Below are 24,922 nucleotides of genomic sequence, written 5' to 3'. Positions count from 1 at the left end.
CTATGCCCGCCGAGGCGGCCCGGCCACCCGCGTCCACGTCGTGGAATCCGCGTGCCCGGCCCCCGCCCGGACCCGCCCCCGCAAGCGCGCAGACGCACCCACCCGACGGTCACCTCGGCGGGGGTTGGACGTACCGGGATTCGTCGGGCAGGTTCGCGAGGTCGTCCATGATGAAGTACGCGATCGCCTCCCGCAGCGGAATGTCGCGCTGCCTCGCCTGCGCCATGACGCGACGGTGCTCGGCGAACTCGTAGAAGATCTGCCCCGGTTCGAGCTTGTTCATCAGACTGCCGGGGATCGCGCCGATGAGCGGTTTGTAGACCTCGTCGAGCCAGATCCGCGCGGCCTCCTCCTCGCTCAGCTCCGCCGGCATCTCACCGGACCCGTGGGCCCCGCCGGTGAACCCGGGCGCCGTGCGATACGAGTCGAGGTCGTTGAGCATCGCCCTGGCCTGGTTCTCGTTCGCCCCGATCCCGGTCAGGCGCAGCAGCCTGCGCGAATGGTGGTTGGGTTCGACGACCTTCGGTTCGACGAGGAGGCTGACCCCGTCGAGGTCGGTCGTGACCGTGAGTTCGCCGAGGTCGAAGCCGAGGTCGTTGAGGCGGCGGATCCGCTCGTCGATGCGCCAGCGTTCGTTGACGGAGAACTCCTCGACCCGGGTGAGCTCGGCCCACAGGCCGTTGTAGGCCTCGAAGAGCCGGTCGCCGGCGGCGAGCGGGTCGACGGAGGACTCGACGAGACCGGCGGCCTGAAGGTCGAGGAAGTCCCCGGCGATGTTCGTCCGCGCGATCCGCAGGTCCATCTCCCGCTGCCCGGCGGAGAGCCGGTCGTGCAGCTCCCCGGTCTCGGCATCGACGACATAGGCGGCATAGGCGTCGGCGTCGCGGCGGAAGAGCGTGTTCGACAGGGACACATCACCCCAGTAGAAGCCGACGAGGTGGAGGCGGGCCAGCAGCACCGCGAGCGCATCGACGAGGCGACCGGCCGTGTCCTCGGCCAGCGCCCGGGAGAACAGCGCGCGGTAGGGCAGGGAGAAGTCGAGGTGCGTGGTCACGAGCGCTCCCGGCAGCTCCTCACCGTCGGCATTCCGCCGGCCCGTGATGTACGCGCGGGGTTCGACGCTGGGCACATCGAGGTTCTCGAGCACGCCGAGGATGTCGAACTCCCGCAGGGCCTGCCGGTCCTCGGTCTCCTTGATCGCGAGCAGTTCGTCGCCGTTCTCGATGAACCGGACGATGTGGCGGGATATGCCGCGGGGGAGTCCGCCCATGAGGTCGGTCGGCCAGTCCGCGAGCGGCAGCTCCCACGGCAGCTGCGCCAACATCGCATGATCGGCGGGGTCGACGGTGTGGATCGTGGGGCCCGAGGCGGTGGTCTCGGCCCCTGCGGAGGCCGGCACGGCTCAGACGTCCGGGTCGGCGATCGAGGCGACGAGCGCCTCGGCGACCTCCGGCTCCTCGACCCCGATGAGTCGGCCGTGGTCGAGGAAGGCGATGCGGTCGGCGAGGACCTTCGCATCGGCGAGGTTCGCGGTCGCGTACAGGGTGGTCAGGCCGAAGTCCTGCTGGAGGTCCTTGATGAGGCGGACGGTGTCGGCCTGGTGCTCGGGGACGAGGTTGACGATGGGTTCGTCCATGATGAGGACCTTGGGCTGGCGCACGATCGCCCGGGCCAGGGCGATGGTCTGCCGCTGCAAGGGGGAGAGGTCGCCGGGGACTGCGTCGAGGATCGCGCTCAGTCCGATCTTCTCGGCCACGGATTCGACCCGGGCGGCGATCTCCTCGGCGGGCAGGCCGTCGATGCGCAGGGCGAATCCGAGGTTGTCGCGCACGCTCATGTGCGGGTAGAGGGCGTAGGACTCGAGTGCCAGGGTGACGTCGCGGTCGTTGACGGCGGCGTGCGTGACGTCGAGTCCGTCGATGAGGATCGACCCGGTCTTCGGGGCCTCGAGTCCGTGGAGCATGCGCAGGATCGTCGACTTGCCCGACCCGGAGGGGCCGTAGAGGACGAGGAACTCGCCGTCGTCGATGAAGAGGTTGAACGGATGGACCGAGGGGGACACCGTGTTCTCGTACGCGTGGCTGAGGCCATTCAACGACACTGTTGACATGTCAGCTCCTTCTCCGTCGGCTGTGAGCAGCTGGTCGTCGGTGACCTGCGCGGATGCTCAGACTCCTTCATCCTATGCGGTTCCCGGCGGCCGGAGATAGGGAGTTTTACACAGCGTAGAGTGATTCTCAGCACTGTGACAGGGCGGTCGGGCCACTGTGACAGCGCGGTCCGTTCGAGCTGAGTGACGGCTGTGCAGGATCCCCGCCGAGGCGGACGACCGACCCCGACTCCCGTACCCTCACGCGGTGGCCGGGTGAGCCCCGCCCGCCCGGCCCGAGAGCGGGACGGGCAGTCGAAAGTAGACTCGGGGACATGAGGGTCACGCTGGAGGAGGTCGCCGCCCGGGCAGGCGTGTCCCTGGCGACCGTCTCACGGGTCATCGGCCGCCGCGGAGCCGTCGCCGAGACGACCCGCCTCGCCGTGCTCGACGCGATCGACGAACTCGGCTACTCCCGGTCGACCCTGCTGCCCGAAGCGCCGCGGCGTCTCGTCGCCGTCAGCGCCCCCGGCAACCCGGAGTACTGGCAGACCCAGGTGTGCACCCGCGTGGCGACGGCCCTGCAGGATCACGGACTGCTCATCACCCGCCCGCCCGTCGAGACGGATGCGGCCCCGCTGGACATCGCGATCGAGGCCGGTGCCGTCGCGCTCGTCACCCCGACCCTGACCGCGCTCGACACCGCGATCCCGTGCATCCGCGTCGACGAGCAGTCGGCGAGCCGCACCGACGGCGGCACCGGGGACCTCATCGCCGCCCGCCTCGACCTCGGCGGGGGGATGACGACGGCCTTCGAGCATCTCCGTGCGATCGGCCACCGCCGCATCGGGCTGATCTGCAACGACACCGGGGAGCTCGCCACGCAGCTGATCCAGCGGTTCCTCGCCGAACATCCGGCACGCTCCTACGGACTGCCGCTCGAGGACTGGATCGCGCCGGTGCCGAAGTCGTTCTCCGGCGGTTCGCGTGCCGTCCTCGAACTCAAGGACGCGACGTGCACGGCCGTCATCGTCCAATCCGCCCTCCAACTCCACGGAGCACTCCACGGCCTGCGCAACCGGCACCTCCAGGTGCCGCGCGACATGTCGCTCGTCGGCTTCGGGGACTCCCCGACGATGCGGTTCACCGGGCCGCCCGCGACGGTGCTCGGCATCGACGTCGACGGTCTCTCGCAGGCGCTCATCGACGCGACCCTCGCCACGCTGAAGATCACCCCGACCGGGCTGCCGTCCGTGCCCCCGGTCTTCCGGCCCCGCCTCTACGCACGGGGTTCGACCGCGGCGGCGAGGCAGTGATGGACGCCGAATCGAAGCAGGTGCGCCTGGCCGACATCGCGAAGCTCGCGGGGGTCTCGACGGCCACGGCCTCGCGGGCCCTGCGGGACCCGGATGCGGTCTCGGCCGCCTCGGCGTCGAAGGTGCGCCAGGCGCTGTCCGTCCTCGGCGTCGAGACCCCGCGCGCGGAGGAGGGGGCCGTTCCCCTCATCGCTCTCGTCCGGCCCTCGGCGCCGGCGGGCAACGTCGACCCGTACACGCACCTGTTCGAGATCCTCACGACCCGGATGTTCGCCCAGGGCATCGCCGTCGTCCACGTCGAGGCCGAACTCGAACGCACCGAGGCGCTCGCCGACTCCCTCCTCGGCCCGGCCGGAAGCCCGGCGACGGGTCTGCGGGTGAGCGGGGCGATCGTCCTCGGCGGCGGGGCGGCGGGAGCGCTCGCGGGCAGACTGTCCGAGCGCGGCCTCCCGCTCATCCGGGTCTCGAACGCCCGCCACGACGACGGCATCTCCCGCATCGTCCTCGACGCGTCCGACGGCATCGCCACCGCCGTCCAGCATCTCGTCCACTTGGGTCATCGCCGCATCGGCCTCGCCGTCCTCCGCGACACCGCCGCGGCCGCGCGCATCGCCGGCTTCCGGAAGTCGATGGCCAGTGTCCTCCACATTCCCGCGACCCGCGATCAGGCGCCCGTCGTCGAGGCCGCCGGCGGCCCGATGGCAGGGGTGGCCGCAGCCGAGGAGCTGCTCGGGCTCGGCTGCACGGCCGTCATCGCGTGCGCGCCCTCGCTGTCCTTCGGCATCCTCGAAGCGGCGGCGCGCGCTCGCCTCGACGTGCCCCGGGACCTCTCGCTGCTCACCGTCGGTGATATGCCCGATGCCGATGTCATCGCCCCGCCCCTGTCCCAGGTCAGCTACGACTGGGAGACGATCGCGGCGTCCGCGCTCGACGAGGTGGAGGCGATGATCGCGTCCCCCGCACCGGCGCCCCGCGTCGACTACTCGGTCACTCCCGATCTCGTCCTGCGGGCGAGTGCGGTGCCCCCGCAGCGCCGGTAGGTGCAACGGCGGCGCGGGCTCGGGCGGTGTGTGGCCTCAGGCTCAGGCGCCGGTGAACGCGGCCCTCTCCTCGGCGAGGCGGGTGAGGAGGACTGCGACGGCCTCGGGGTCGGCGATGCGCAGCTCGGCCTGCGTGGGCGCCGAGCCGACCTTGATCCCCACCCCGGTGAGTTCGGGGCTCAGCTGCGCGAGTTCGGCGAACGCGTCCTCGTCGGTGATGTCGTCGCCCAGGTAGAGCGCCGCGCTCGGGTCGACCGCGGTGACGAGCGCCCGCATCCCCGTGCCCTTCGTCGCCTGGCTCACGGCGAGTTCGGTGATGTCGTGGCCTTCGATGACGCGGATGCCGCCGTGTTCGGCCTGGACGGAGACGACGTGCTCACGCAGCGAGGCGGCGAGCCCCGGTGCCATGCCCCGGGTGTGCACGGTGCGCGAGTAGGGCTTGTACTCGATGCGCAGGTCGAAGCCGTCGCGTTCGCTCAGCCGGCTGAGTTCGCCGAGGTGGTCGTCGATCGCTGAGAGCAGCGCATCCTCGTCGTTCGTCAGGGCGTTCGGGGCCGGGGCATCGGTGCCGGCGTCGGAGGTGTCCGCGTCGGCCGCGTCCTCGCCGCCGCTGTCGGCGTCGGAAGCCGTGGAGTCGGCTGCCGGGCCGAGGTCGATCTCCGCACCGTGGGAGCCGACGATCATCGCCGACTCGGGAGGGTCGGCGAGCCCCCGCAGGGTCGTGACGTCCCGGCCGGAGACGAGGGCGAGCTGGGTGTCAGGCAGCGCAGCGAGACGGGCGATCGCCTCGGCGGAGGCGGGCACGATGCGACTGGTCGTCGGATCGTCCTGGAGGGGTGCGAGCACCCCGTCGAAGTCGAGGGCGACGAGGAGGACGTCCGCCTCGGCGAGGGGGCGCAGGTCGATCTCGGCCGGATCGCTGAGGGCGGGGGTGAGGGAATCGGAAACGGCAGGCGGCATCGAGGTCGACTCCGAGGTCACGGCGGCTCCTAGGTCGCTGAACGGGTTTCGGGAACGGTCTGCTGAGTCTGCGCGGGCTGGGCGGCGGGTCGACCGGGGGTCGCGGGCGGGTCGGGGACGACCGCCTCGGGGGAGTCGCGGATCGCATCGAGTTCGCTGAGGAACCGCTTCGACCATGCGCTCACGGTGTCCGTGCGCACCTTCTTGCGCATCTGCCGCATCCTGCGGGCGCGGGTCTTCGGGTCCATCTGGACGGCCTCGAGGATCCCGGCCTTGAGGTTGCCGATGTCGTGGGGGTTGACCAGGACTGCGCCGGCGAGCTGTTCGGCGGCCCCGGCGAACTCGGAGAGCACGAGCGCCCCGTCGTCGTGGAGTCGGCACGCGACGTACTCCTTGGCCACGAGATTCATCCCGTCGCGCAGGGCGGTGACGAGCATGACGTCGGCGGCGATGAAGAACGCGGTCATCTCATCACGCGGGTACGAGTGGTGGAGGTAGTGGACGGCGATCGACCCGATGTCGGCCTGTTCGCCGTTGATCCGACCGACCGCGAGCTCGACGTCGTGGCGGATGATCTTGTACTGCTCGAGCCGCTCCCGCGAGGGCGTGGCGATCTGGATGAGGACGATGTCCTCGACGTTGAGCCTGCCTTCGGCCAGCAGCTCGCCGAAGGCCTTGAGACGGTGGCGGATGCCCTTCGTGTAATCCATCCGGTCGACGCCGAGCATGATGACCTTCGGGTTGCCGACCTCCTCCCGGATCTGCGCGGCGCGTTCGATGATCGCCGGATCCGCCGCGAGCTCCTCGAGGTAGGGGGTGTCGATGGAGATGGGGAACGCCTCGGCGCGCACCGAATGGCCCGGGAGGTCGCCGCTCTCCGGAACCGTGACCGTCGAGCCCTTCGTCTGGTAGCCCAGGCGCCCGCGCACGGCCCGCCGGAAGTTCGCGGCATCGGCGGGACGCTGGAAGCCGATGAGGTCGGCGCCGAGGAGGCCGCGGAGGATCTCGTCACGCCACGGCAGCTGGGCGAAGAGCTCGAACGGCGGGAACGGGATGTGGTTGAAGAAGCCGATCCTCAGGTCCGGGCGCATCCGGCGCAGCAGCTGCGGGACGAGCTGGAGCTGGTAGTCGTGGACCCACACGGTCGCGGACTCGGCGGCCACCTCGGCGACCTTGGCCGCGAAGCGCTCATTGACCCGCACATACGCCTCCCACCATGTCCGGTGGTACTCAGGCGGGGCGATGACGTCGTGGTAGAGAGGCCACAGGGTGGCGTTGGAAAACCCTTCGTAGTACCTGAGGACATCCTCATTTGTCAGGGTCACGGGGATGAGGTGCATACCGTCGATGGTGAAGGGCTCGAAGTCGACGTCGGCGACACCGGTCCAGCCGATCCACGCGCCCTCCTGCGCCTTCATGACAGGGGCGACTGCGGTGACCAAACCTCCAGGTGAGGTGCGCCATTCCTGCTCCGGGTCGGATGCGTCGCGATCGACGGGCAGCCGGTTCGCGACGACGACGAAATCGCTGTCGCCATAGGTTCCCGCAGACTCGGATCCAGCGGCGTCGACGATGCTCATCTGCGCCTCCTCATGTGTCGTGGCTTGGAACGAACTCTACTCGCTCGACTACCCTTGTGACCGTGATGGTTCAGGATCTGGGAGGCTACCGCCTCATCGAGGAGCTCGGCTCGGGCGGCATGGGTGTCGTCTACCTCGGTGTCGACGGCGGCAACAATCCTGTCGCCGTCAAGGTCCTCCATCCGCACATCGCCGGCGACGAGACCGCCCGCAAACGCCTGGCCCGGGAGGTGCGGACGCTGCGTCGCATCCGCCATCCCCGCATCGCCGAGGTGCTCGACGCCGAACTCGACTCCGCGCAGCCCTTCATCATCACCGAGTTCGTCGACGGGCAGACCCTGTCCGATGACGTCCGGGACAACGGTCCCTTCGCCGAGGATGAGCTCGTCCACTTCGGCCATGCCCTTCTCGACGCCCTCGGCGCCGTCCACGATTCCGGTGTCATACACCGTGACCTCAAGCCCGCGAACGTCATGATCATGGACGGCGAGCCGATGGTCATCGACTTCGGCATCGCCCAGGTCGCCGACGAGGTGCGCGTGACCGCCACCGGGCTCGTCATGGGCACCCCCGGGTACCTGTCGCCCGAGATCGCCGACGGCAAGTCGTCCTCGGAGAAGACCGACTGGTGGGGCTGGGCTGCGACGATGGCGTTCGCGGCCACGGGCCGCAACCCCTACGGCGCGGGTCCCCTCGAGGCGGTACTCGGCCGGGTGGCGTTGGGCAAGTACGACCTCTCCGGTGCTCCCGCCGGCTTCGTTCCCCTGCTCAAGGCCTGCCTCGACCCGAAGCCGGAGAGGCGCCCGAGCGGGCAGATGATCCTCGACGCCCTCGTCGACATCGAGTCCGGGCGGATGCCGCAACTCGGTTCGGGCTCGGCCGCCGGCGTCCAGCGCACCGCGGTCATGCCCGCCGTCGACGAGGCGCGGACTGCGTCTCCCGGAAACGGTGACACGGCCGACGGGCGCGGCGCACCCCGCGGCGGATACCCCGGCCACGACCCGCGCGGCGGCATGGGTGCTGCCGGGGTCGCCGGTGCCGTCGGCGGGGTCGCAGCCGGCGGCGCGGCCCTCGGCGGTGCCGCAGCGTCCGCGGCCGGCAGTGCCGGTGCCGGGATGGCAGGGAATGCCGCGGGTGCCCCTCGTGCCTCCGCCGGTCAGGGCTCTCATCTGCCGACCCGTCAGGGTGTCGGCTACGCCCAGGCGAATCCGTATGCGCAGCCGAATCAGTACGCGCAGGCGAATCCGTACCCGTCGGGGCAGACACCTGGTCAGGGGCCGGGACAGGCATCGGGACAGATGCTCGGGCAGGCGCCGGGGCAGATGCTCGGTCCGGGTCAGCCCGGCCAGCAGCCGGGACCCACGACCCACGGCCAGGCTCCGCAGGGACAGCGCTTCGGACCGGCCGGGCAGACGGCCATGCGTCCGACCTCGCTCCACCAGGGACGGCCCATGGCGGGCCAGCCGGGATTCGACCCGGCGATGCGCCAGGCGACCGCAGGACCCGTGCACAACCCGAACGGAGCGATCCGCTCGGCACCCGGCTCACCCATGGCCGGCGCCGACCTCGGCTCGCGCGGCAATGGCCCCGGCGACGCCGCGGCGGGCACCGGTGCGCCGGCGGGCGGTCACCCAGGTTGGCCCGGGCAGTCGGGTGCCCCGCAGGGGACCGCGCCGAATGAGCAGTGGGCACCCCTGACGTACCGGTCGATCCGCACCGGCGGGTGGGTTGTCTTCGCGCTCGTCGTCTTCGCCGTCGTCATCACGCCACTCAGCCCGCTCGTCATCACCGGCTTCGCCTTCGTCTGGTCGGTGCTCGCCCGCACGGCCACCCGGCTCGATCGCACGGTCCAGCGCTACCGCTACGAACGCGGCGACGACGGCGGGGGCACCCTCCGGTCGGTCGCCTCGGCGCCGGCCGCACTCATCGCCTCGGTGCTCACCTCGATCGCGACGTTCCTCCTGCCCGCCGTGGCCGGCATCGCGATGCTCGTGCTCACCCGCCTCGACGTCGCCGACATCGTCCCCGGCGACCTCTCCGAGCAGTGGTCGGTGTGGACGGCGGCCGCGGCCGGGGCCCTCGTGCTCTGGGTGGGACCCGGCGCTGCGAGCCTGCGGTACGGATCGCGGCTCATCGTCACCGGAGCCACCCGCAACGGTCTGGGTCGGCTCATCGCGCTCGGCGTCCTCGCCGTCCTCATCGTGCTCGCGCTCATGGTCATCACCTCGGGGGCGGGCATGAACTGGTGGCCGCTGCCGGTCAGCCCGTTCGAATGGCTGCCTGGCCCCGTCTGAGAACTCACTCAACGTCCGTCCCGGCTGCAGTGGGAGTGCACGGCCGGGTCTCACCGAGGACCGCCTCGGCGGGGGCGATGATCACACGGATGACGCACCGCGGGTGGGCCGATCCCGATGATTGAACCTTGAATTTATCTGGGAGTCGCGTGACATGCGGTTTCGGTACAGTGGGAGCGTCGGGACAGTCATGCGCCCGACGGGTCTGATGTCGGTTCGCGCCGACGGGGACCGCACCCCCAGTCGGACGATCGACAACGTGAGGAACAATGGCGAAAGACAACTCCGCGGAGCAGAAACGGAATCGGGCACGCGAGAACGCCCGCCAGATCGCAGCAGCCCAGGCGAAGAAGGAGAAGACCGCCAAGGTCATCCTCTACTCGGGAATCGGTGTGGTCGTCGTTGCGGTCGCCGTCATCGTCACCCTCCTCGTCGTCCAGTCGGCCAAGCCCGCGACCCCGCCGGCGAACTACGTCGCAGGCGGTGTCAGCCTGGCCAAGGGCGGTGCGGTCGTCCAGCCGATGAACATGCCCAAGGGCGAGGAGTCCTCCCTGCCGACCCCCGCCGAGGCAGGGGTGAAGGAGAACGCCGCCACCGTCACCGTCTTCCTCGACTTCCAGTGCCCGGCCTGCAAGGCCTTCGAGGACACGAACAACACGACGCTCGACAAGCTCGTCGAAGAGGGCACGATCGTCATAGAGTACAAGCCGATCGCGATCCTCGACCGGTTCTCCAACGGCAACGAGTACTCGACCCGGTCGGCCAACCTCGTCTCCTGCGTCGTCGACTCCCAGCCGGAGAAGACCGAGGCGCTCGTCGAGGCGATGTTCGCGCAGCAGCCCGAGGAGGGCACGAGCGGACGCACCGATGCCGAGCTGCTCAAGGTCGCCACGGACGCGGGCATCGACACGTCGAAGCCGCTCAAGTCCGATCCGGAGCAGACGGTCGCGAGCTGTGTCGCCGACCAGACGTTCAAGAAGTACATCACCAACACCACTCAGGAAGCCCTGGACTCGGGTGTCGAAGCGACCCCGTGGGTGCTCATCAACGGCAAGAAGACCGAGCAGACCGGCGACGCCCAGGCGCTGGCGCTCGAGATCCTCAAGGCCACCGGCGAAGTGAAGAACTGAAGTTCTCTACTGAGCTGGGGCTCTGAGTCGAAGCGGAGCGCTTGCTGAGCTGAGGCGCTGAGGGCGTCGGAACGGCCGGTCGGTGCGGGAGGGAACTCCCGCACCGACCGGCCGTTTCGCGTGACGACTTTTGTCGCCCGAGTGCCCGATGCACTACTATCGTGTAGGCATTGAGCGCGGGAGATCCGCGCCCGCGCCTCCTTAGCTCAGTTGGTAGAGCACCGCTCTTGTAAAGCGAAGGTCGTCAGTTCGAGTCTGACAGGGGGCTCCATCGAATCGGGTCCGGCAGGTCACTGTCGGGCCCGATCGTCATCTCCGCCCCGGCAGGCCGATCTGCCTCGCCCACACGAGCACCCACACGGCACCCGCGATCGCGACGAAGCCGGTGAAGAGAACCCCGAACCGCAGCGAGGCGATCGCGATGACGAGGGCGATGACCGAAGGACCCGCGAGCTTGCCGCCGTTGTTGAAGATCGCCCAGATCCCGAGGAACCGCGCCCGCCCGATCCTCGGCGAAAGGTCCGCGCCGATCGTCATGTTCACCCCGGCACCGAGGCCGTTGCCCACCGCCATGATCCCCACCGACACGATCATGCCGACGAGGTTCGGCATCGTCACCATCGCGATGAATCCGGCCCGGAAGATCGTCAGGCAGGCGACGAGCGTGGCGACCCGGCCCAGGTGGTCCTTGATGTAGGCGCCGAGGAACATGAAGACGAGTTCGAGGCCCGCCCCGAAGGCGATGAGCAGAGAGATCTGCGACTCGTGCAGTCCGATCGAGACACCCCACAGCTGGATGACGACCGGCTGAGCCGAGCGCGCCACGGTGAGGGTGACGATGGAGATCCCGACGAGGACGACGGCGTTCCACCGTACGTCGAGACGCGCTCGCCGAGGTGGTTCTGCAGGCGAGTCGGTCCCCGCAGTCGCGGCGTCGGCAGAGGCAGTCTTCGAGCCGGTGGTGGCGCCTGCATCGGGATGCGAGTGCCCGTAGTCCGGGATCCGGGCGATCGGCAGGGCCATGACGAGGATCGCGAGGAGCCCCGCGACACCGGCGAAGACGAAGACCGACCAGATCGGGAAGACGAGCATGAGGCCGGCGCCGATGATCGGCCCGACGAGGTTGCCTACGCGCATGCTCCCGCCGAGTGCCGTCATCGCCTTCGCGAGATGGGCCGAGGGCATCACCTCGGCGACGACGGCCTGCCGGGCAAGATTCCACACGTCGGAGACCGGGGCGAAGAGCATGAGGGCGATCGTGTAGACGAGCAGCGAGCCCGGTGCGTCCCAGAGGAACGCCGCGACGATGCCTGCGACGATGACGATCGCCGAGGCGGTCGATGAGGATTCCCGCCGGCACCGTCGCGAGCAGTGAGACCGCACCCATGATCCCGACGATCGCGGCCGCGAACGCCGAACTCGCCCCGAGGGATAGCGCGCCGAGGACGAGGACGGGCATGATCGCCCCCAACCCTGCCGCGAAGAGCAGCGACGGGACGAGCACCGGCCACAGGATGGGTTTGAGCACGTCATCAGTGTATGGACGACCTGATCCCGGGGTCGGAGAGTCCGTGTTGCGGTCCTGACCGTATGGACCGTCCGACCATCACCGTCGCACCTGGGGTGCGGATCTCAACCGAGGTAGCTCGCTGCTCCGAACCCGAGTCGGGCATTGTGCGACTTGGTCGCATCGAGGCTCGCGGCAATGCTGTCGGCGTGCGGTCGCAGGCCGGCGGCGCGGCGGCGGCCGAGTCGGACGAGCCAGAGCCCGAGGCGGACGACGGCCCGGTCGAGCCCGCGGATCTCACCGCTCGCCTCGGCGATGGTCTCCACCGTCGGTCGGTCAGGAGCTGTTGTGCGGGGAGCGGGGTCGTCGAGGTAGATCTCGCGGATCGTCGTGGTCGTGCGTTCGACGACGCGCATCGCGCTGCGGTGTGCGGAGACGACGGGGGCGGGTCGGCCGCGGCGGTCCCTGACCGCACCGTCGATGCTGATGAGAGTGCTCATGAGGGGGTTTCCTCTCCATCGATCAATGGGAAGGCATGGAACTGGATCTGCACGGGACGGGATCCGGGGTCGTTGCGGCCGCGGAACTCCTCGACCAGGGTCTGCGTGGTCTCCTGGACGCGATTGCGGACCTCGGTGAGCTGTTCGGGGGTGAGGCGGAGGCTGATCGTCGTCAAACCCACGGCTTCGGCCCATTCGGGTGGGACACGGTCGGGGTCGGAGTAGGCGGCGGCGAAATCCTCGAGCGCGTGGATGCTGCTGCGCGTCCACTCGCGGAAGACGAAGTCCGCCGCGGCGCTGACCGCCGGCTCCCGCTCGTCGCCGGGACGGGGCAGCTCGACGCCGCCGGGCACCCTCTCCCACCACTTCTCGCGTCCGCTGCCAGAGCCCTCGACCTCACGGATGAAGCGGTGTCGCGCGAGCTGTCGCAGGTGGTAGCTCGTCGACCCCGAGGATTCGCCGAGGCGGTCGGCCAGAGACGTCGCCGTCTGCGGACCGTACTTCGTCAGGGTGTCGTAGATCGCCATCCGCAGGGGATGGGCGAGGCCTTTGAGGGCGGACGGGTCGAGCTCGCGTCCTGGTGTCGTCTGTGGCTCGCTCATACTGCAAAGGTACCTCTGCAAAGAAGTCTTTGCAAGGAAAACTTTTGCACTGTTTTCGGCCTCCAGGTTCTCACCGAACACTCGGGCGCGGATGAGACCGTGGTCACATGAGTGATGCACACGTGAGAACAGTCGTCCCGCCGTACCTCCTCAACGCGCTCGCCGAACGCGGTGCGCAGAAGTTCCCCCGCGCCGCGGTCGCGGCCCGCAGCAACCTCGTGGCCTCCGCGAAGGTGCGCGAACTCCGGGCGAAGGGCCTGCTCGCCGCGCCGGACGCCGACGACTCTTCGGCGACTGCGCAGACCCGCAGCGCGCAGGCCGGAGCTGCCGGTCCGAACCGGCAGATCCACGACGCGCAGAACAAGGAGGACCTGCCCGGCGTCCTCGTCCGCAGCGAAGGGGACGCCCCGACAGAGGACACCGCGGTCAACGAAGCCTACGACGGCCTCGGCGCCTCCTACGCCCTCTTCGCCGAGGCCTTCGACCGGAACTCGCTCGACGGTCAGGGCGGACCGCTCATCGCCAGCGTCCACTACGGCAAGGACTACGACAACGCGTTCTGGGACGGCCGCCTCCTCGTCTTCGGCGACGGCGACGGCGAGGTGTTCGAAGGCTTCACCGGCTCGGTGTCGATCATCGGCCACGAACTCAGCCACGGCGTCATCACCCACACCGCCGACCTCGAGTACTTCGATCAGTCGGGGGCGCTCAACGAACACTGCGCCGACGTCTTCGGGGCCCTGACCGAGCAGCACGCGGCCAGTCAGAACGCCGAGGACGCCACCTGGCTCATCGGGGCGGGCATCTTCACCGAGGCGGTCACCGGCAAGGCCCTGCGCTCGATGATCGCCCCGGGCACCGCGTACGACGACGACGTCCTCGGCAAGGATCCGCAGCCGGACAGCATGGACGGCTTCGTCACGACCGAATCCGACAACGGCGGCGTCCACCTCAACTCCGGCATCCCCAACCGCGCGTTCGCGCTCGCGGCCACCACCGTCGGCGGACCGGCCTGGGAGACCGTCGGGCAGGTCTGGTACGGGGTCCTCACCGGGCCGGAGATCACGTCGAAGACCGGCTTCTCCGAGTTCGCGGACCTCACCATCGCCGAGGCGGCCGAACAGTTCGGAGAGGGATCCGACGTCCACGACGCCGTCGTCGAAGGTTGGCAGACCGTCGGCGTCTCCACCAGCGCCTCCGAGCGGGGCAACCGCGGGAGCAGCTGGTGAGCCCGGGCGGCTTCGGCCACATCCTCGTCGAACGCAGCGGCGGCATCGGCGGGTTCCTCCTCGTCTGGGACGTCGACATCGACACGAGCAAGCACCGGGAGGAGCTCGGCGAACGGGTCGCCGAACTCCCGTGGCCGAGCACCGGCGAGGGCCACGGGGATTCGACGCAGGGTACGCGCGGCTCCGTGTCCGCAGCCGACCGCTACGTCTACCTCATCGAGAGCCGCTTCGGGCATGCCCGCTTCGGGGAGACCGAGCTGACCGGGGAGTGGAAGGAACTGGTCGACCACGTCCAGGATGTCGCCGAACCCGAACGTCGTCGCCCCGGGGCCGTGTGAGCCGAGGTGAACTCCGCATTCACGTGCGCGTGACATCCTTGTCCCATGACTCATGACACGTCGACAGCCGAGAAGAACGAGCGCGCCCTCGAGGACGAGATCCACACCGACCTGCGGGAGCAGATGACCTACGGGTCGTACCTCGACCTCGACCGACTCCTCACCGCGCAGCATCCGGTGAGCAGCCCCGAGCACCACGACGAGCTCCTCTTCATCATCCAGCACCAGACGACCGAGCTGTGGTTCAAGCTCGTCATCCACGAACTCCTCGACGCCCGGCGGCTCATCGCCGCCGACCAGCTGCAGCTCGCGCTCAAGCGCATCGCCCGGGTCAAGCACATCCAGAAGACCCTGACCGAACAGTGGTCGGTGCTCGCGACCCTGACCCCGAGCGAGTACGTGGGCTTCCGCGACGAACTCGGCCAGTCCTCGGGCTTCCAGTCCTGGCAGTACCGGGCGGTGGAGTTCCTGCTGGGGAACAAGAACCGGGGGATGCTCGCGGTCTTCGATGCCGAACCCGAGGCCCGTGCCGTGCTCGAGCAGTATCTCGAGGAGCCGAGCGTCTACGACGAGTTCCTCCGCTTCCTCGCCCGCCGTGGCCTGCCGGTCCCGCAGCGCATCCTCGACCGCGACGTCACCGTCTCGCACACCTTCGACGAGGAGCTGCTCGAGACGTTCCGCATCATCTACGAGAACCCCGAAGAGTACTGGCTGGAGTACGAGAGCTGCGAAGAGCTCGTCGACCTCGAGGAGAACTTCCAGTTCTGGCGCTACCGCCACATGCGCACGGTGCTGCGCATCATCGGCATGAAGCGCGGCACCGGCGGGTCGAGCGGCGTGGGCTTCCTCCAGAAGGCCCTCGACCTCACGTTCTTCCCCGAGCTCTTCGACATCCGCACCGGCATCGAGAACGGCCCGGGCACGCAGACGCACCCGAAGCACTGAGGCCGCCCATCCGAGCATCAGAGCAACCCTCCGGGCGCTCGGCCACCCGGCGCAGGGTTGCCCAGCGCCCGGAGGGTTGCCGAGAGCGGAGACTCGCGGTGCTCAGGCGAGGAGCAGCTCGAGGACCTGCGGGAAGTACGGCGACTCGGGGTCGACGAGGTCCATGTGGTCGGCCCCGGGCAGGATCGTGAGCGGGGCGGGGAAGTTCTGCGAGAAGGACACGTCGACGATCCCGTCGGCATCCCCGTGGATGATGTGCGCGGCGGCACGGGCCGGGATGAGCACCGCCCGCGACCGCGGATCTGCCCGCAGGTACGCCGGCAGGTCCCCCTGCGGCGGGGCCCCCATGTAGTCGAGCACCGCGCCGTCCGCGAGTCCCTCGTCGACCTCCCGCAGCAGATCCGAGATCGGGGCGAGCGGACGCAGTCGGAAGGCCCGCCCCTCCTCGCCGAGGTGGCTCGCCCACGACAGCACGAGGCAGCCTCCCGCCGAGTGCCCGGCGACGACGGGCCGCTCACGCGCCCGTTCCGACACGCCCCACTCCTCGAGCGCATCGACGGCGAAGCCGATCGCGGCGGTGACGTCGTCGAGGCAGCGCGGCTGCCCGCCGATGCGACGGTATTCGACGAGGACGCAGAGCAGACCCCGAGCGGCGAGGGCCAGCGCGAACGGCCTGGCATGGACGAAGTCGATGCTCGGACGGAAGTAGCCGCCGTGGACGAAGACCACCACCGCCGAGGCGGTCGCCGGGTCCCCGTGGACCTCGACGAACTGGTCGGGATCGGTCCCGTAGGCGTGACGGGTCACGTTCGGTTCGGCGCCGAGCCTCTGCCCGAGCGCATTGAGGGACTCGCTGCGCTCGTCCTCGCTCGGGCGCGGCGTCTGCGCCCAGGTGTGCGGCCATTCAGTCATTCCGTCCCTCACTCACTGCTTCGCCGCTCACGGCATCGGTGCTGACGATCTGCTCGACTTCGACATCGCGACCGGCGACGTGCTCATGGTCGACGGTGCGGCGGACGGGGGAGAGGTCGGGGACCTTCGGGCTGAGCTTGTCGCCCGAAGACTCCCCGCGCAGGCGCCGTCCCACCCAGGGGGCCAGGTGCTCGCGCGCCCACTTCGACTCCTCGACGACGACGTCGCGGATGGGCCGGGTCGTGCGCGGGGGCATCCCGAACCCGGTCGTCGGCAGCGAGTGCCCGGACTCGAGCGTCGCGAGCGCCTGTCGGGCGACGAGGTCGTGCCCGGTCGAGGAGAGATGGATCTTGTCCTCGGCCCACATGTCCTCGGCGTAGAGCGGACGCAGCCCCCACACATCGACCATGTGGCAGCCGTGGCGCTGCGCGATCGTCCACAGGTGAGCGTTGTAGACGCCGACGCGGGGGCGCACCGCGCGCAGCAGCGGCGACATCGTCTCCGTGTCGAAGCCGTTGGCCATGACGACCTCGATGCCCTCCTCGCGCATCGCGATGACGGCGCGTTCGAACTGGTTGGCGAGCCCGTCGATGTCCGTGCGCGGACGCAGGCAGTCGTTGCCGCCCGCGCAGAAGCTCACGAGATCCGGTTTGAGGTCGAGGACCTTCGGCACCTGTTCGTCGATGACGCCCTGGAGGAGGCGGCCGCGGATCGCGAAGTTCGCGTAGAGGAGCTCGGGTCCGGCGGCGGGGGAGTCGACGAGGAGTTCGGCCAGCCGGTCGGTCCACCCGCGGAAGCGGTCCGGGGTGCCGTCCGGGTCGGGATCCATGAGTCCTTCGCTGAAGGAGTCGCCGATCGCGACATAGGAATGGATTGTGCTGAGCATCGTTGGCTCCTTCGCTCGTTCGTCCGCTGCGTCCAACCTATACCCATGATCAGACCAGGTGTACCCATGAGTAGCCTGACAGTCTGGGCCGTCGCCCCACAGCCTCTGAGTCCCGCGGCACAATAGTCCGCAAGCTCGGTCAACGGCGTGGTCAGAGCCGTTGCCGGCCGTTGTCGTGGCGTAGACTCGTCACTGCGATGCGGCCACCAGGCAGGCGTGCACATCCGCCGCCGAGAACCGCAGTCGAACCGCGAAGACGCACACTGACCACCCGCGCAGTCGAAGGAGCACGATGTATCGTTCGGTCCCTGTTCCCCCGCGAAGCGACGTCGCCATCGTCGGCGCCCGCATCCTGCCGATCGCCGATGCCGACGGCACGCGGGCCGAACCCATCGACAACGGCACGATCGTCCTCGCGGACGGGGTCATCGCCGCTCTCGGCGGACCGGACACCGCGATCCCCGCCGGCACCGAGACCATCGATGCCGGCGGCCGCTGGGTGGTTCCCGGCTTCATCGAAGCCCACGGCCACCTCGGCGTGCATGAGGACGGGGAAGGCTGGTCGGGCGATGACACGAATGAGATGACCGATCCCAACGGTGCGGGTCTGCGCGCACTCGACGGCATCGACCCCGCCGACCTCGGCTTCAAGGATGCGCTGCGCGGAGGAGTCACCTCGGCGCTCATCAAACCCGGCTCCGGCAACCCCATCGGCGGGCGCACCGCGCTCGTCAAGACGTGGGGGCGGGTCGTCGACGAGATGCTCGTGACCCAGGACCTCTCCGTGAAGTCCGCGCTCGGAGAGAACCCCAAGAAGGTCTATGGGGAGAAGAAGGTCACCCCGTCCACGCGCATGGGCACCGCGAAGGTCATCCGCGATGCCTTCGTCGAGGCACAGAACTACCGGGCCGCCCGCGATCACGCCGAGGCGGAGGGCACTCCGTTCGAACGCGACCTCGTCAAGGAGACGCTGGCCGAGGTGCTCGACGGCACCCTGGCGTGGGACCAGCACTGCCACCGGGCCGACGACATCGCCACCGCGATCCGCCTGTCCGAGGAGTTCGGGTACCGGCTGGTCATCAACCACGGCACCGAGGGTCACAAGATCGCCGACTACATCGCTGAGAAGGGCATCGACGTCATCCTCGGCCCGCTCATGACGAGCCGGTCGAAGGTCGAACTGCGCGACCGCACCCTGGCCACGGCCGCCGCGCTGGCCGAGGCGGGGGTCCGGATCGCGCTGACGACCGACCACCCCGTCATCCCCGTCAACTTCCTCATCCACGAGGCGTCCCTGGCCGTCAAGGAGGGCCTCGACCCCGTCGTCGCCCTCGAGGCGCTGACGATCAACCCGGCCGCGATCTTCGGCCTCGACGACCGGCTCGGATCGCTGGCGCCCGGCAGGGACGCCGACCTCGTCATCTGGTCCGGGGACCCGCTCGACCTCGACTCCCGCGCCGAGGAGGTCTTCGTCTCCGGGCGCCGGGTCTACGCGTTCGACGCGACGACCGGCACCGCCGAGGTGGCCGACCCCTACGGCCCGACTCTCATCAGCGAGCCGTGACACAGAGGCCCTCCCACGACGCCGCGACCGGAGCCCCGAGCGCTCCGGACGAGGCGACCACCGCCGACATCCCGCTCGACCGGGCCGATCCCGCCGGGGCGGACGAGAATGCGACGACCGCGGACATCCCCGTCGACCGGGCACCCGCCGAGGTGGTCCGCGACCAGGACACGACGACGGGTCCCGTGACCGGCCGGTCGGAGGCAGGATCGCAGGCGCTGCGCGAACTGCTCGAGCGCACCCGTGCCCAACGCCTGGCCGAACTGCAGGCGCAGCCGATGCGCACCAGCACCCGCGCACCCAAGCAGACCAAACCGCGCACCGACCACCTCGGCGCCTCCCAGCGGGTCGCCCAGCGCGTCGCCCGCCGCACCGTCGGCCGGCTCGTCACCGGCACCTCGGTGAACACGCAGCCGGTGCCGATCATCACCGTCCTCAAGGGCACCCCGTACCAGGCGCCCGTGCAGGCGAGCGAACCGGGCGAGGACGAGGCGCGGATGATCCTCGACCTCGCCGCGGACATCGCGGCGATCATGATGCGTGCAGGCGCGGGCACGAACGACATCGAGGTCTCCGTCATCGCCGCGTGCACCGCGTGCGGGCTCTCGACCGCCGAGGTGGACCTGACCTCGAGCACGCTCGTCGTCCACTACTCGACCTCCGACGGCCGCCTGATGACGGTGATGCGGGTCAACCGCGGGGAGTCGACGCACTACGCGAAGCTCGCCTCCGTCCACAAGCTCGTCTCCGACCTCGTCGACGGTCGGATCGGATTCATGGACGCCCGCAGCCGTCTCGACGCGATCCGCTCCCAGCGCCGGCCGTTCAAGGAATGGTTCGTCACCGGGGCGTGGGGGCTCATGGTCGGCAGCCTCGTCCTCCTCCTCGGGGGAGGCCCCGTCGCGATCATCCTCGGCATCGCCATGGCGGTGTTCATCTTCCAGCTCGGCAAGCTCATCGGCCGCACCAGCCTGCCGTCGTTCTTCATCACCGCCCTGCAGGCGGCGATCGGGACCCTGGTGGCGATGGCCGCCGGCAACTTCGGCCTCATCGACTCCCCGCAGTACCTCGTCGCCGCGGCCATCGTCCTCCTCCTGCCCACGCAGGCGCTCTACTCCTCCGTCCAGGATGCGCTGACGAACTTCCCGCTCACCGCGGCCGGGCGCCTCGTCGGGGTGTTCCTCTCCTTCGCCGGCATCGTCTCGGGACTGGCCTTCGGCGTCGCCTGCGGTCAGGCGCTGGGGATGCAGCCCATCGAGATCCTCGTCCCGCGCTCCGGCGTCCACGTCGTCGCGATGATCGTCTCCCTCGGGGCGGCCGCGGTCGTCGCGATGGCCGGCGCCGTGGGCATGCAGGCCTCGCGGCGGTTCATCCTGCCCGCCGCGGTCGTCGGCCTCGCCTCGTTCATCACGATGATGTCGCTGACGCTGCTGGGCATGGACAATGTGCTCGCGAGCCTGCTCTCGGCCACCGTCGCAGGCTTCCTCGCCCGGCCGCTCGCGCTTCGGCTCGGAGCGCCGGCGATCGTGCTGACGATCCCCGCGATCTACACCCTCCTCCAGGGACTCTCCATCTTCACCGCCGTCTACCGGATCGTCGCGGAGACGGAGACGACGACGTTCGCCGAGGGCCTGTCCGCACTGTTCACCGCGATCCTCGCCAATGCCGCGCTCGCCGTCGGCGCCGTCCTCGGCAGCTACCTCGCCCGCCCGCTCAAGGGACGCAGGGCCGAGACCGTCGCCGAGACCGTGCGCTCCGGGGACGCCCCGGCGCCGGGCGACGGGACGCAGCGGCCGGCCTGACGGGCGGCTCAGCCCTGCGCGGGCAGCTCAGCTCTGCAGGCGGCTCAACGCTCCAGGTGACTCAGCTCTGCGCGGGCAGCTGCCAGTCGATCGCGGGGATGCCCTTCTGCCCGAGCAGCTCGTTCGTCCGCGAGAACGGCCGGGAGCCGAAGAACCCCCGGGACGCCGAGAGCGGGGAGGGGTGCGCGGATTCGATGATGGCCACCTCGGCGCGACCGGAGCTCAGCAGCGGAGCGAGGTTCCGCGCATCCCGACCCCAGAGGATCGCGACGAGCGGCTGATCCCGGGCGACGAGGGCGCGGATGGCCTGCTCGGTGATCGCCTCCCAGCCCTTGCCGCGGTGCGAGGCGGGAGCGCCGGGACCGACGGTGAGGACCCGGTTGAGGAGCATGACGCCCTGCTGCGACCAGGCACGCAGGTCGCCGTGGGCGGCCGGGGCGATGCCGAGGTCGTCGGCGAGCTCCTTGTAGATGTTCGTCAGCGACCGGGGCAGGGGCCTGACCTCGGGGTCGACGGCGAAGGACAGTCCGATCGGATGTCCCGGCGTCGGGTAGGGGTCCTGGCCGACGATGAGGACCTTGACGTTCGCGAGCGGTTCGGCGAACGCCCGGAAGATCGAATCGCCGGCCGGCAGGTAGGAGCGCCCGGCGGCGTTCTCGGAACGGAGGAAGTCGCCCATCGCGTGGATGTCGGCCTCCGTCTCGGCCAGGGCCTCGGCCCAGTCGGGGGACATGATCGTGCTCATCGAGCTCATGCCCGCGATTCTATCGAGGAACCGCCGCCGCGATGTGCTCCGAGCGCAGACGAGGTGTGCATGATCGCCCAGCCTCCCGGCGTTCAGATCGCAGGGGGCCGGGGGATATGCTCGGGGGAATGAGTTCATCGGAGAACCTGGAAGGTGAGTCCACCACAATGACGCAATTTCCCGACGCCACACCCTGGAAGATGTTCATCGGCGGAGAATGGGTCGACGCCCTCGACGGGGAGACCCACGACGTCATCACCCCGATCGACCGCAACGTCGTCATCGCCACGGTGCCCGAGGGCAAGGAAGTCGACGCAGACCGTGCGGTCAAGGCCGCCCGCGCCGCCTTCCCCGGATGGGCCGCGCTGCCGTTCAAAGAGCGGCAGAAGCTGCTCATCAAGTGCGCCGACGCGCTCGAGGCCGGATCCGAGGAGCTCGCCGAGCTCACCGCACTCGACACCGGCAACGCGATCCGCACGCAGGCCCGGCCCGAGACCGTCATCCTCGCCGATCTCTTCCGCTACATGGGCGGCGTCGCCGGCGAGGTCAAGGGCACGACCCTGCCCGCCGGAGACAAGCAGTTCCAGTACACGAAGCGGGTTCCCCTCGGCGTCGTCGCCGGCATCCTGCCGTGGAACTCGCCTCTGATGATCGCGGCGTTCAAGACCCCGGCCGCGCTCGCCGCCGGCAACACGATCGTCCTCAAGTCGGCTGAGGATGCGCCGCTGACCATCCTCAAGATGGCCGAGCTCCTCGACGGCATCCTCCCGCCCGGCGTGCTCAACGTCGTCACCGGCAAGGGCTCGGTCATCGGCGAGGCCCTCAACGTCCATCCCGACGTCGACAAGCTCTCGTTCACCGGTTCGACGAGCGTGGGCCGTCACGTCGCCGAGGTGGCCGGCAACCGCCTTGCGCATTCGTCGATGGAGCTCGGGGGCAAGAGCCCGAACATCATCTTCCCTGACTCCGATGACGAGGACACGGTCGAGCAGGTCCTCCTCTCCACCCGCTTCGCCCGCCAGGGTCAGTCGTGCACGATGGGCTCGCGCCTCTTCCTCCACGAGGACATCTACGACTCGTTCCTCGCCAAGCTCGTCGCCGCGGTGAAGACGATGAAGGTCGGTGACCCGCGCGACGAGGACACGGACATCGGGGCGATCATCAACGAGAAGCAGTACGACCAGGTCGAGAGCTACATCGAGATGGGCAAGGCGATGAACGGCGTCGAGGTCGCCTACGACGGCCACGGTGAGCTCAACGTCGGTGAGCCCGGCTTCTACCATGCGCCGGTGATCTTCTCGAAGGCGCAGAACGACTGGCAGACGAGCCAGGAGGAGATCTTCGGCCCCGTCCTCTCCGTCATCCCCTGGAAGACCGTCGACGAGGTCATCGACATGGCGAACACGAGCGAGTACGGACTCGCCGCCTATGTGTTCACCAAGGACCTCGACTCGGCCCTGACGATGGCCGACCGGATCGAGTCCGGCTGGATCCAGATCAACCAGGGCGGCGGTCAGCTGGCCGGTCAGTCCTACGGCGGCATGAAGAACTCGGGCTTCGGACGAGAGGCCTCGCTCGAAGGCATGCTCGAGGGCTTCACCCAGATCAAGCAGGTCAACATCCGCATCCGGTGATCGGCCGTCGGTCACGCCATCGCGGCGTCTGATCGCAGTCGTTCGCCGAGGCGGTTCCGCCGTCGAGGCGCGAGGGCAGGGCTTCGGCCCTGCTCTCTCGTCGTGCCTGGGGAGTCGGAGGAGGCGGCCTGGGATTCCTGCCGGGACCGGGGACCGGGATGTGACTTGCGTGACGGTCGGGGCGCGTGCCCACGGCAGCGGAGCACCGCCTCGGCGGGGGAGAATCCCCGGTCCGAGGCGGGAACACGGGCGAGTGCGCGTGCCGAGAATGACAGTGATGTCATTCGGGCGATAGCATAAGCTCAGAGAAAACACTCGAAGGAGCACACCGTCTATGCCGCAGAACGAGGGCACCCCTGCACTGAGTGAGCTCGAGGTGTCCATTCTGGAGTTCGAGCGGCGCTGGTGGAAGTACGGCGGGGCGAAGGACCACGCGATCCGCGAGCGCTTCGACATGTCGGCGACGAGTTACTTCCAGATCCTCAATTCCCTGCTCGACAATCCTGCGGCGCTGGCGAGCGATCCGATGCTCGTCAAGCGGCTGCGGCGCATCCGCACCACTCGGCAGAGCGAACGCGCTCAGGCCCGCGTCTCGAGGTAGCCATGACTGACGAATTCGACACCATCGAACCGGGACGTCGCAGCGGTGCCCACAGGCAGGACTCGGCGTCGTCGAACGTCGGGGCGATCACTCTGGTCATCGTCCTCGCCCTCGTCGCCGTGCTCCTCGTCGTTGCGGCCATCAACATCATCACCTCCTCGATGCGCGACCCCGAGACCACCGTCGGCGAAGGCGCTGGCGCGCCCGCGACCTCGGCGCCGGCGACTCCGAAGCCCTCGGAGAGCGAGGTCAGCGTCGTCGACTCCTCGCTCAAGGTCGATGTGCTCAATGGCTCGGGCGTCTCCGGTGTGGCGAAGAAGTTCTCCGACGCCGTGGAGAAGGAGGGGTGGACGATCGGGAAGGTCGGCAACTACTCGACCGCCCGCAGCGACTCGGTCGTCTACTACAGGGACAAGGACTCCGCCGCGCAGGCGAAGCTCGTCGCCGATGCCCTGGGCATCAAGGCGACGGAGCAGTCGAAGGACTTCACCGCCGACCTCACCGTGGTCGTGTGCTCGGACATCGCCCAGCGCGGACCCAAGCCGAGCGGCGGCGACGCGGAATCCGGTGGGGCGACCACGGGATCCGAAGGTGGTACGTCCGGCAGCTCGGATGCCTCCGGCGCGGGCGGAAACGGCCTCGGCGAAGGCTGAGATTCTGCGCGAATTCACCGTGTGAATGCTGGTTGAAATCAAAAGTAACGAATTGATAACAGTGTTGAGCGAACGGGTGACCCGCCCGGGCCTGATGTAGAGTTTTACCAGCTAGGCAAGCACTGCACCTTGTGTTCTGATCGTGCTTCACCGAGGTCAATCTCCAGAGGTAATTGAGAGAAATCGCGGGGTCTGTTGAGTTTTACTAGCGTTCGGAATCCGGCACTGCGTGGTGTCGGAAACGGATTTCAAATGACACTGCATTCTATGGAGAAGTAATGGCACAAGGCACCGTCAAGTGGTTCAACGCCGAAAAGGGCTACGGATTCATCACCCTCGAAGGCGATGGCCAGGACGTGTTCGTTCACTGGAGCGCAATCCAGATGGACGGCTACCGCTCGCTCGAAGAGGGCCAGCAGGTTCAGTTCGAGGTCGGAGAGGGTCAGAAGGGTCCGCAGGCGGAATCCGTCACCCTGCTCTGAGTCTGACATCGCCGGCGTGATGCCGGCACGGCTGTGGGGGGGGGGGGGGGGGGGGGGGGGGGGGGGGGGGGGGGGGGGGGGGGGGGGGGGGGGGGGGGGGGGGGGGGGGGCGG

23 protein-coding genes and 1 tRNA gene are annotated in these 24,922 nt (G+C 69.2%); 14 read left to right on the top strand and 10 right to left on the bottom strand.

The window, feature by feature from the left end:
* Positions 1-109: 109 nt before the first annotated feature.
* The gene (locus AACX88_RS06825) at positions 110-1,399 is read right to left on the bottom strand and encodes a DUF4032 domain-containing protein (RefSeq protein WP_339392292.1); all 1,290 of its coding nucleotides are present in this window, start codon (positions 1,397-1,399) and stop codon (positions 110-112) included.
* A gap of 3 nt (positions 1,400-1,402) precedes the next feature.
* Positions 1,403-2,110 carry an ABC transporter ATP-binding protein gene (locus tag AACX88_RS06820; protein ID WP_339392291.1) on the bottom strand — a complete coding sequence of 236 codons (708 nt, stop codon included), beginning with the start codon at positions 2,108-2,110 and terminating at the stop codon, positions 1,403-1,405.
* A gap of 314 nt (positions 2,111-2,424) precedes the next feature.
* Between AACX88_RS06820 and AACX88_RS06815 the strand changes: the two genes are divergently transcribed.
* Together AACX88_RS06815 and AACX88_RS06810 are read left to right on the top strand one after the other, a co-directional pair.
* Positions 2,425-3,405, top strand: a complete 981-nt coding sequence (locus tag AACX88_RS06815) for a LacI family DNA-binding transcriptional regulator (RefSeq protein WP_339392289.1) — start codon at positions 2,425-2,427, stop codon at positions 3,403-3,405.
* Entirely contained in the window at positions 3,405-4,445 is a 1,041-nt protein-coding gene (locus AACX88_RS06810) for a LacI family DNA-binding transcriptional regulator (RefSeq protein WP_339392288.1), read from the top strand. Before AACX88_RS06815 ends, AACX88_RS06810 begins: the two co-directional genes overlap by 1 nt.
* Before the next feature lie 42 nt (positions 4,446-4,487).
* Here AACX88_RS06810 and AACX88_RS06805 read toward each other — a convergent pair whose 3' ends face one another.
* A complete protein-coding gene (locus AACX88_RS06805) occupies positions 4,488-5,426 on the bottom strand; it encodes a trehalose-phosphatase (protein WP_339392287.1) in 939 nt (312 codons plus the stop codon).
* 8 nt (positions 5,427-5,434) lie between these two features.
* Positions 5,435-6,985, bottom strand: a complete 1,551-nt coding sequence (locus tag AACX88_RS06800; RefSeq protein ID WP_339392286.1) for an alpha,alpha-trehalose-phosphate synthase (UDP-forming) — start codon at positions 6,983-6,985, stop codon at positions 5,435-5,437.
* A 65-nt stretch (positions 6,986-7,050) separates the two neighbouring features.
* Between AACX88_RS06800 and AACX88_RS06795 the strand changes: the two genes are divergently transcribed.
* The 3 genes from AACX88_RS06795 to AACX88_RS06785 all read left to right on the top strand — a co-directional run bounded on the left by AACX88_RS06795 (position 7,051) and on the right by AACX88_RS06785 (position 10,680).
* A complete protein-coding gene (locus AACX88_RS06795) occupies positions 7,051-9,279 on the top strand; it encodes a serine/threonine-protein kinase (RefSeq protein ID WP_339392496.1) in 2,229 nt (742 codons plus the stop codon).
* A 269-nt stretch (positions 9,280-9,548) separates the two neighbouring features.
* Positions 9,549-10,409: a DsbA family protein gene (locus AACX88_RS06790; RefSeq protein ID WP_339392285.1), complete on the top strand. Its 861-nt coding sequence runs from the start codon at positions 9,549-9,551 to the stop codon at positions 10,407-10,409.
* Positions 10,410-10,604: 195 nt separating this feature from the next.
* Positions 10,605-10,680 (top strand) — tRNA-Thr (locus tag AACX88_RS06785).
* A gap of 38 nt (positions 10,681-10,718) precedes the next feature.
* On the opposite strand, the gene AACX88_RS06780 is transcribed toward AACX88_RS06785, so the two are convergent.
* The 3 genes from AACX88_RS06780 to AACX88_RS06770 all read right to left on the bottom strand — a co-directional run bounded on the left by AACX88_RS06780 (position 10,719) and on the right by AACX88_RS06770 (position 13,018).
* Positions 10,719-11,792, bottom strand: a complete 1,074-nt coding sequence (locus tag AACX88_RS06780; RefSeq protein WP_339392284.1) for an MFS transporter — start codon at positions 11,790-11,792, stop codon at positions 10,719-10,721.
* A 249-nt stretch (positions 11,793-12,041) separates the two neighbouring features.
* Positions 12,042-12,416 carry a hypothetical protein gene (locus tag AACX88_RS06775; RefSeq protein ID WP_339392283.1) on the bottom strand — a complete coding sequence of 125 codons (375 nt, stop codon included), beginning with the start codon at positions 12,414-12,416 and terminating at the stop codon, positions 12,042-12,044.
* Positions 12,413-13,018, bottom strand: a complete 606-nt coding sequence (locus AACX88_RS06770; RefSeq protein WP_339392282.1) for an ArsR/SmtB family transcription factor — start codon at positions 13,016-13,018, stop codon at positions 12,413-12,415. Before AACX88_RS06770 ends, AACX88_RS06775 begins: the two co-directional genes overlap by 4 nt.
* 107 nt (positions 13,019-13,125) lie before the next feature.
* Here AACX88_RS06770 and AACX88_RS06765 point away from each other — a divergent pair, with 107 nt between their 5' ends.
* Genes AACX88_RS06765 through AACX88_RS06755 form a run of 3 tightly spaced genes read left to right on the top strand, consistent with a single transcriptional unit; the run spans position 13,126 to position 15,530 of the window.
* On the top strand, positions 13,126-14,247 hold the full coding sequence (locus AACX88_RS06765; protein WP_339392281.1) for a M4 family metallopeptidase: 1,122 nt from the start codon (positions 13,126-13,128) through the stop codon (positions 14,245-14,247).
* Positions 14,244-14,585, top strand: a complete 342-nt coding sequence (locus AACX88_RS06760) for a hypothetical protein (protein ID WP_339392280.1) — start codon at positions 14,244-14,246, stop codon at positions 14,583-14,585. Before AACX88_RS06765 ends, AACX88_RS06760 begins: the two co-directional genes overlap by 4 nt.
* Before the next feature lie 45 nt (positions 14,586-14,630).
* Positions 14,631-15,530 (top strand): tryptophan 2,3-dioxygenase, encoded by a 900-nt coding sequence (locus AACX88_RS06755; protein WP_339392279.1) that lies wholly within the window; start codon positions 14,631-14,633, stop codon positions 15,528-15,530.
* Positions 15,531-15,632: 102 nt separating this feature from the next.
* On the opposite strand, the gene AACX88_RS06750 is transcribed toward AACX88_RS06755, so the two are convergent.
* Positions 15,633-16,442, bottom strand: a complete 810-nt coding sequence (locus AACX88_RS06750) for an alpha/beta hydrolase (RefSeq protein ID WP_339392278.1) — start codon at positions 16,440-16,442, stop codon at positions 15,633-15,635.
* Complete coding sequence (locus AACX88_RS06745; RefSeq protein WP_339392277.1) at positions 16,435-17,328, bottom strand: SGNH/GDSL hydrolase family protein; 894 nt, start codon at positions 17,326-17,328, stop codon at positions 16,435-16,437. The genes AACX88_RS06750 and AACX88_RS06745 overlap by 8 nt, the downstream gene beginning before the upstream one ends.
* Positions 17,329-17,620: 292 nt before the next feature.
* On the opposite strand from AACX88_RS06745, the gene AACX88_RS06740 reads away from it, so the two are divergent.
* Together AACX88_RS06740 and AACX88_RS06735 are read left to right on the top strand one after the other, a co-directional pair.
* The gene (locus tag AACX88_RS06740; protein ID WP_339392276.1) at positions 17,621-18,892 is read left to right on the top strand and encodes an amidohydrolase; all 1,272 of its coding nucleotides are present in this window, start codon (positions 17,621-17,623) and stop codon (positions 18,890-18,892) included.
* Positions 18,889-20,694, top strand: coding sequence for a threonine/serine exporter family protein (locus AACX88_RS06735; RefSeq protein ID WP_339392275.1), 1,806 nt, complete (start codon positions 18,889-18,891; stop codon positions 20,692-20,694). The genes AACX88_RS06740 and AACX88_RS06735 overlap by 4 nt, the downstream gene beginning before the upstream one ends.
* A gap of 61 nt (positions 20,695-20,755) precedes the next feature.
* Here AACX88_RS06735 and AACX88_RS06730 read toward each other — a convergent pair whose 3' ends face one another.
* Positions 20,756-21,448: a uracil-DNA glycosylase gene (locus tag AACX88_RS06730; RefSeq protein WP_339392274.1), complete on the bottom strand. Its 693-nt coding sequence runs from the start codon at positions 21,446-21,448 to the stop codon at positions 20,756-20,758.
* A 158-nt stretch (positions 21,449-21,606) separates the two neighbouring features.
* On the opposite strand from AACX88_RS06730, the gene AACX88_RS06725 reads away from it, so the two are divergent.
* From AACX88_RS06725 to AACX88_RS06710, 4 genes are all read left to right on the top strand, one after another.
* Positions 21,607-23,073 carry an aldehyde dehydrogenase family protein gene (locus tag AACX88_RS06725; RefSeq protein ID WP_339392273.1) on the top strand — a complete coding sequence of 489 codons (1,467 nt, stop codon included), beginning with the start codon at positions 21,607-21,609 and terminating at the stop codon, positions 23,071-23,073.
* Positions 23,074-23,407: 334 nt separating this feature from the next.
* Positions 23,408-23,674: a DUF3263 domain-containing protein gene (locus AACX88_RS06720; protein ID WP_339392272.1), complete on the top strand. Its 267-nt coding sequence runs from the start codon at positions 23,408-23,410 to the stop codon at positions 23,672-23,674.
* Between the two features lie 2 nt (positions 23,675-23,676).
* Positions 23,677-24,327, top strand: coding sequence for a LytR C-terminal domain-containing protein (locus AACX88_RS06715; RefSeq protein ID WP_339392271.1), 651 nt, complete (start codon positions 23,677-23,679; stop codon positions 24,325-24,327).
* 278 nt (positions 24,328-24,605) lie between these two features.
* Entirely contained in the window at positions 24,606-24,809 is a 204-nt protein-coding gene (locus tag AACX88_RS06710) for a cold-shock protein (protein WP_339392270.1), read from the top strand.
* Positions 24,810-24,922: the final 113 nt, after the last annotated feature.

This window comes from Brevibacterium metallidurans (assembly GCF_037101285.1).
Lineage (GTDB): Bacteria > Actinomycetota > Actinomycetes > Actinomycetales > Brevibacteriaceae > Brevibacterium > Brevibacterium metallidurans.
The sequence above is the reverse complement of the archived record's forward strand: the minus strand, read 5'-3'. Positions and strand labels throughout refer to the sequence as shown.

Bases quoted from the DNA above. Each gene is read 5' to 3' on its own strand.
- AACX88_RS06800 (WP_339392286.1), bottom strand. From the start codon at position 6,985: ATGAGCATCGTCGACGCCGCTGGATCCGAGTCTGCGGGAACCTATGGC.
- AACX88_RS06740 (WP_339392276.1), top strand. From the start codon at position 17,621: ATGTATCGTTCGGTCCCTGTTCCCCCGCGAAGCGACGTCGCCATCGTC.
- AACX88_RS06715 (WP_339392271.1), top strand. From the start codon at position 23,677: ATGACTGACGAATTCGACACCATCGAACCGGGACGTCGCAGCGGTGCC.
- AACX88_RS06775 (WP_339392283.1), bottom strand. From the start codon at position 12,416: ATGAGCACTCTCATCAGCATCGACGGTGCGGTCAGGGACCGCCGCGGC.
- AACX88_RS06730 (WP_339392274.1), bottom strand. From the start codon at position 21,448: ATGAGCTCGATGAGCACGATCATGTCCCCCGACTGGGCCGAGGCCCTG.
- AACX88_RS06795 (WP_339392496.1), top strand. From the start codon at position 7,051: ATGGTTCAGGATCTGGGAGGCTACCGCCTCATCGAGGAGCTCGGCTCG.
- AACX88_RS06820 (WP_339392291.1), bottom strand. From the start codon at position 2,110: ATGTCAACAGTGTCGTTGAATGGCCTCAGCCACGCGTACGAGAACACG.
- AACX88_RS06755 (WP_339392279.1), top strand. From the start codon at position 14,631: ATGACTCATGACACGTCGACAGCCGAGAAGAACGAGCGCGCCCTCGAG.
- AACX88_RS06770 (WP_339392282.1), bottom strand. From the start codon at position 13,018: ATGAGCGAGCCACAGACGACACCAGGACGCGAGCTCGACCCGTCCGCC.
- AACX88_RS06790 (WP_339392285.1), top strand. From the start codon at position 9,549: ATGGCGAAAGACAACTCCGCGGAGCAGAAACGGAATCGGGCACGCGAG.
- AACX88_RS06725 (WP_339392273.1), top strand. From the start codon at position 21,607: ATGACGCAATTTCCCGACGCCACACCCTGGAAGATGTTCATCGGCGGA.
- AACX88_RS06720 (WP_339392272.1), top strand. From the start codon at position 23,408: ATGCCGCAGAACGAGGGCACCCCTGCACTGAGTGAGCTCGAGGTGTCC.
- AACX88_RS06765 (WP_339392281.1), top strand. From the start codon at position 13,126: ATGAGTGATGCACACGTGAGAACAGTCGTCCCGCCGTACCTCCTCAAC.
- AACX88_RS06750 (WP_339392278.1), bottom strand. From the start codon at position 16,442: ATGACTGAATGGCCGCACACCTGGGCGCAGACGCCGCGCCCGAGCGAG.
- AACX88_RS06815 (WP_339392289.1), top strand. From the start codon at position 2,425: ATGAGGGTCACGCTGGAGGAGGTCGCCGCCCGGGCAGGCGTGTCCCTG.
- AACX88_RS06810 (WP_339392288.1), top strand. From the start codon at position 3,405: ATGGACGCCGAATCGAAGCAGGTGCGCCTGGCCGACATCGCGAAGCTC.
- AACX88_RS06710 (WP_339392270.1), top strand. From the start codon at position 24,606: ATGGCACAAGGCACCGTCAAGTGGTTCAACGCCGAAAAGGGCTACGGA.
- AACX88_RS06745 (WP_339392277.1), bottom strand. From the start codon at position 17,328: ATGCTCAGCACAATCCATTCCTATGTCGCGATCGGCGACTCCTTCAGC.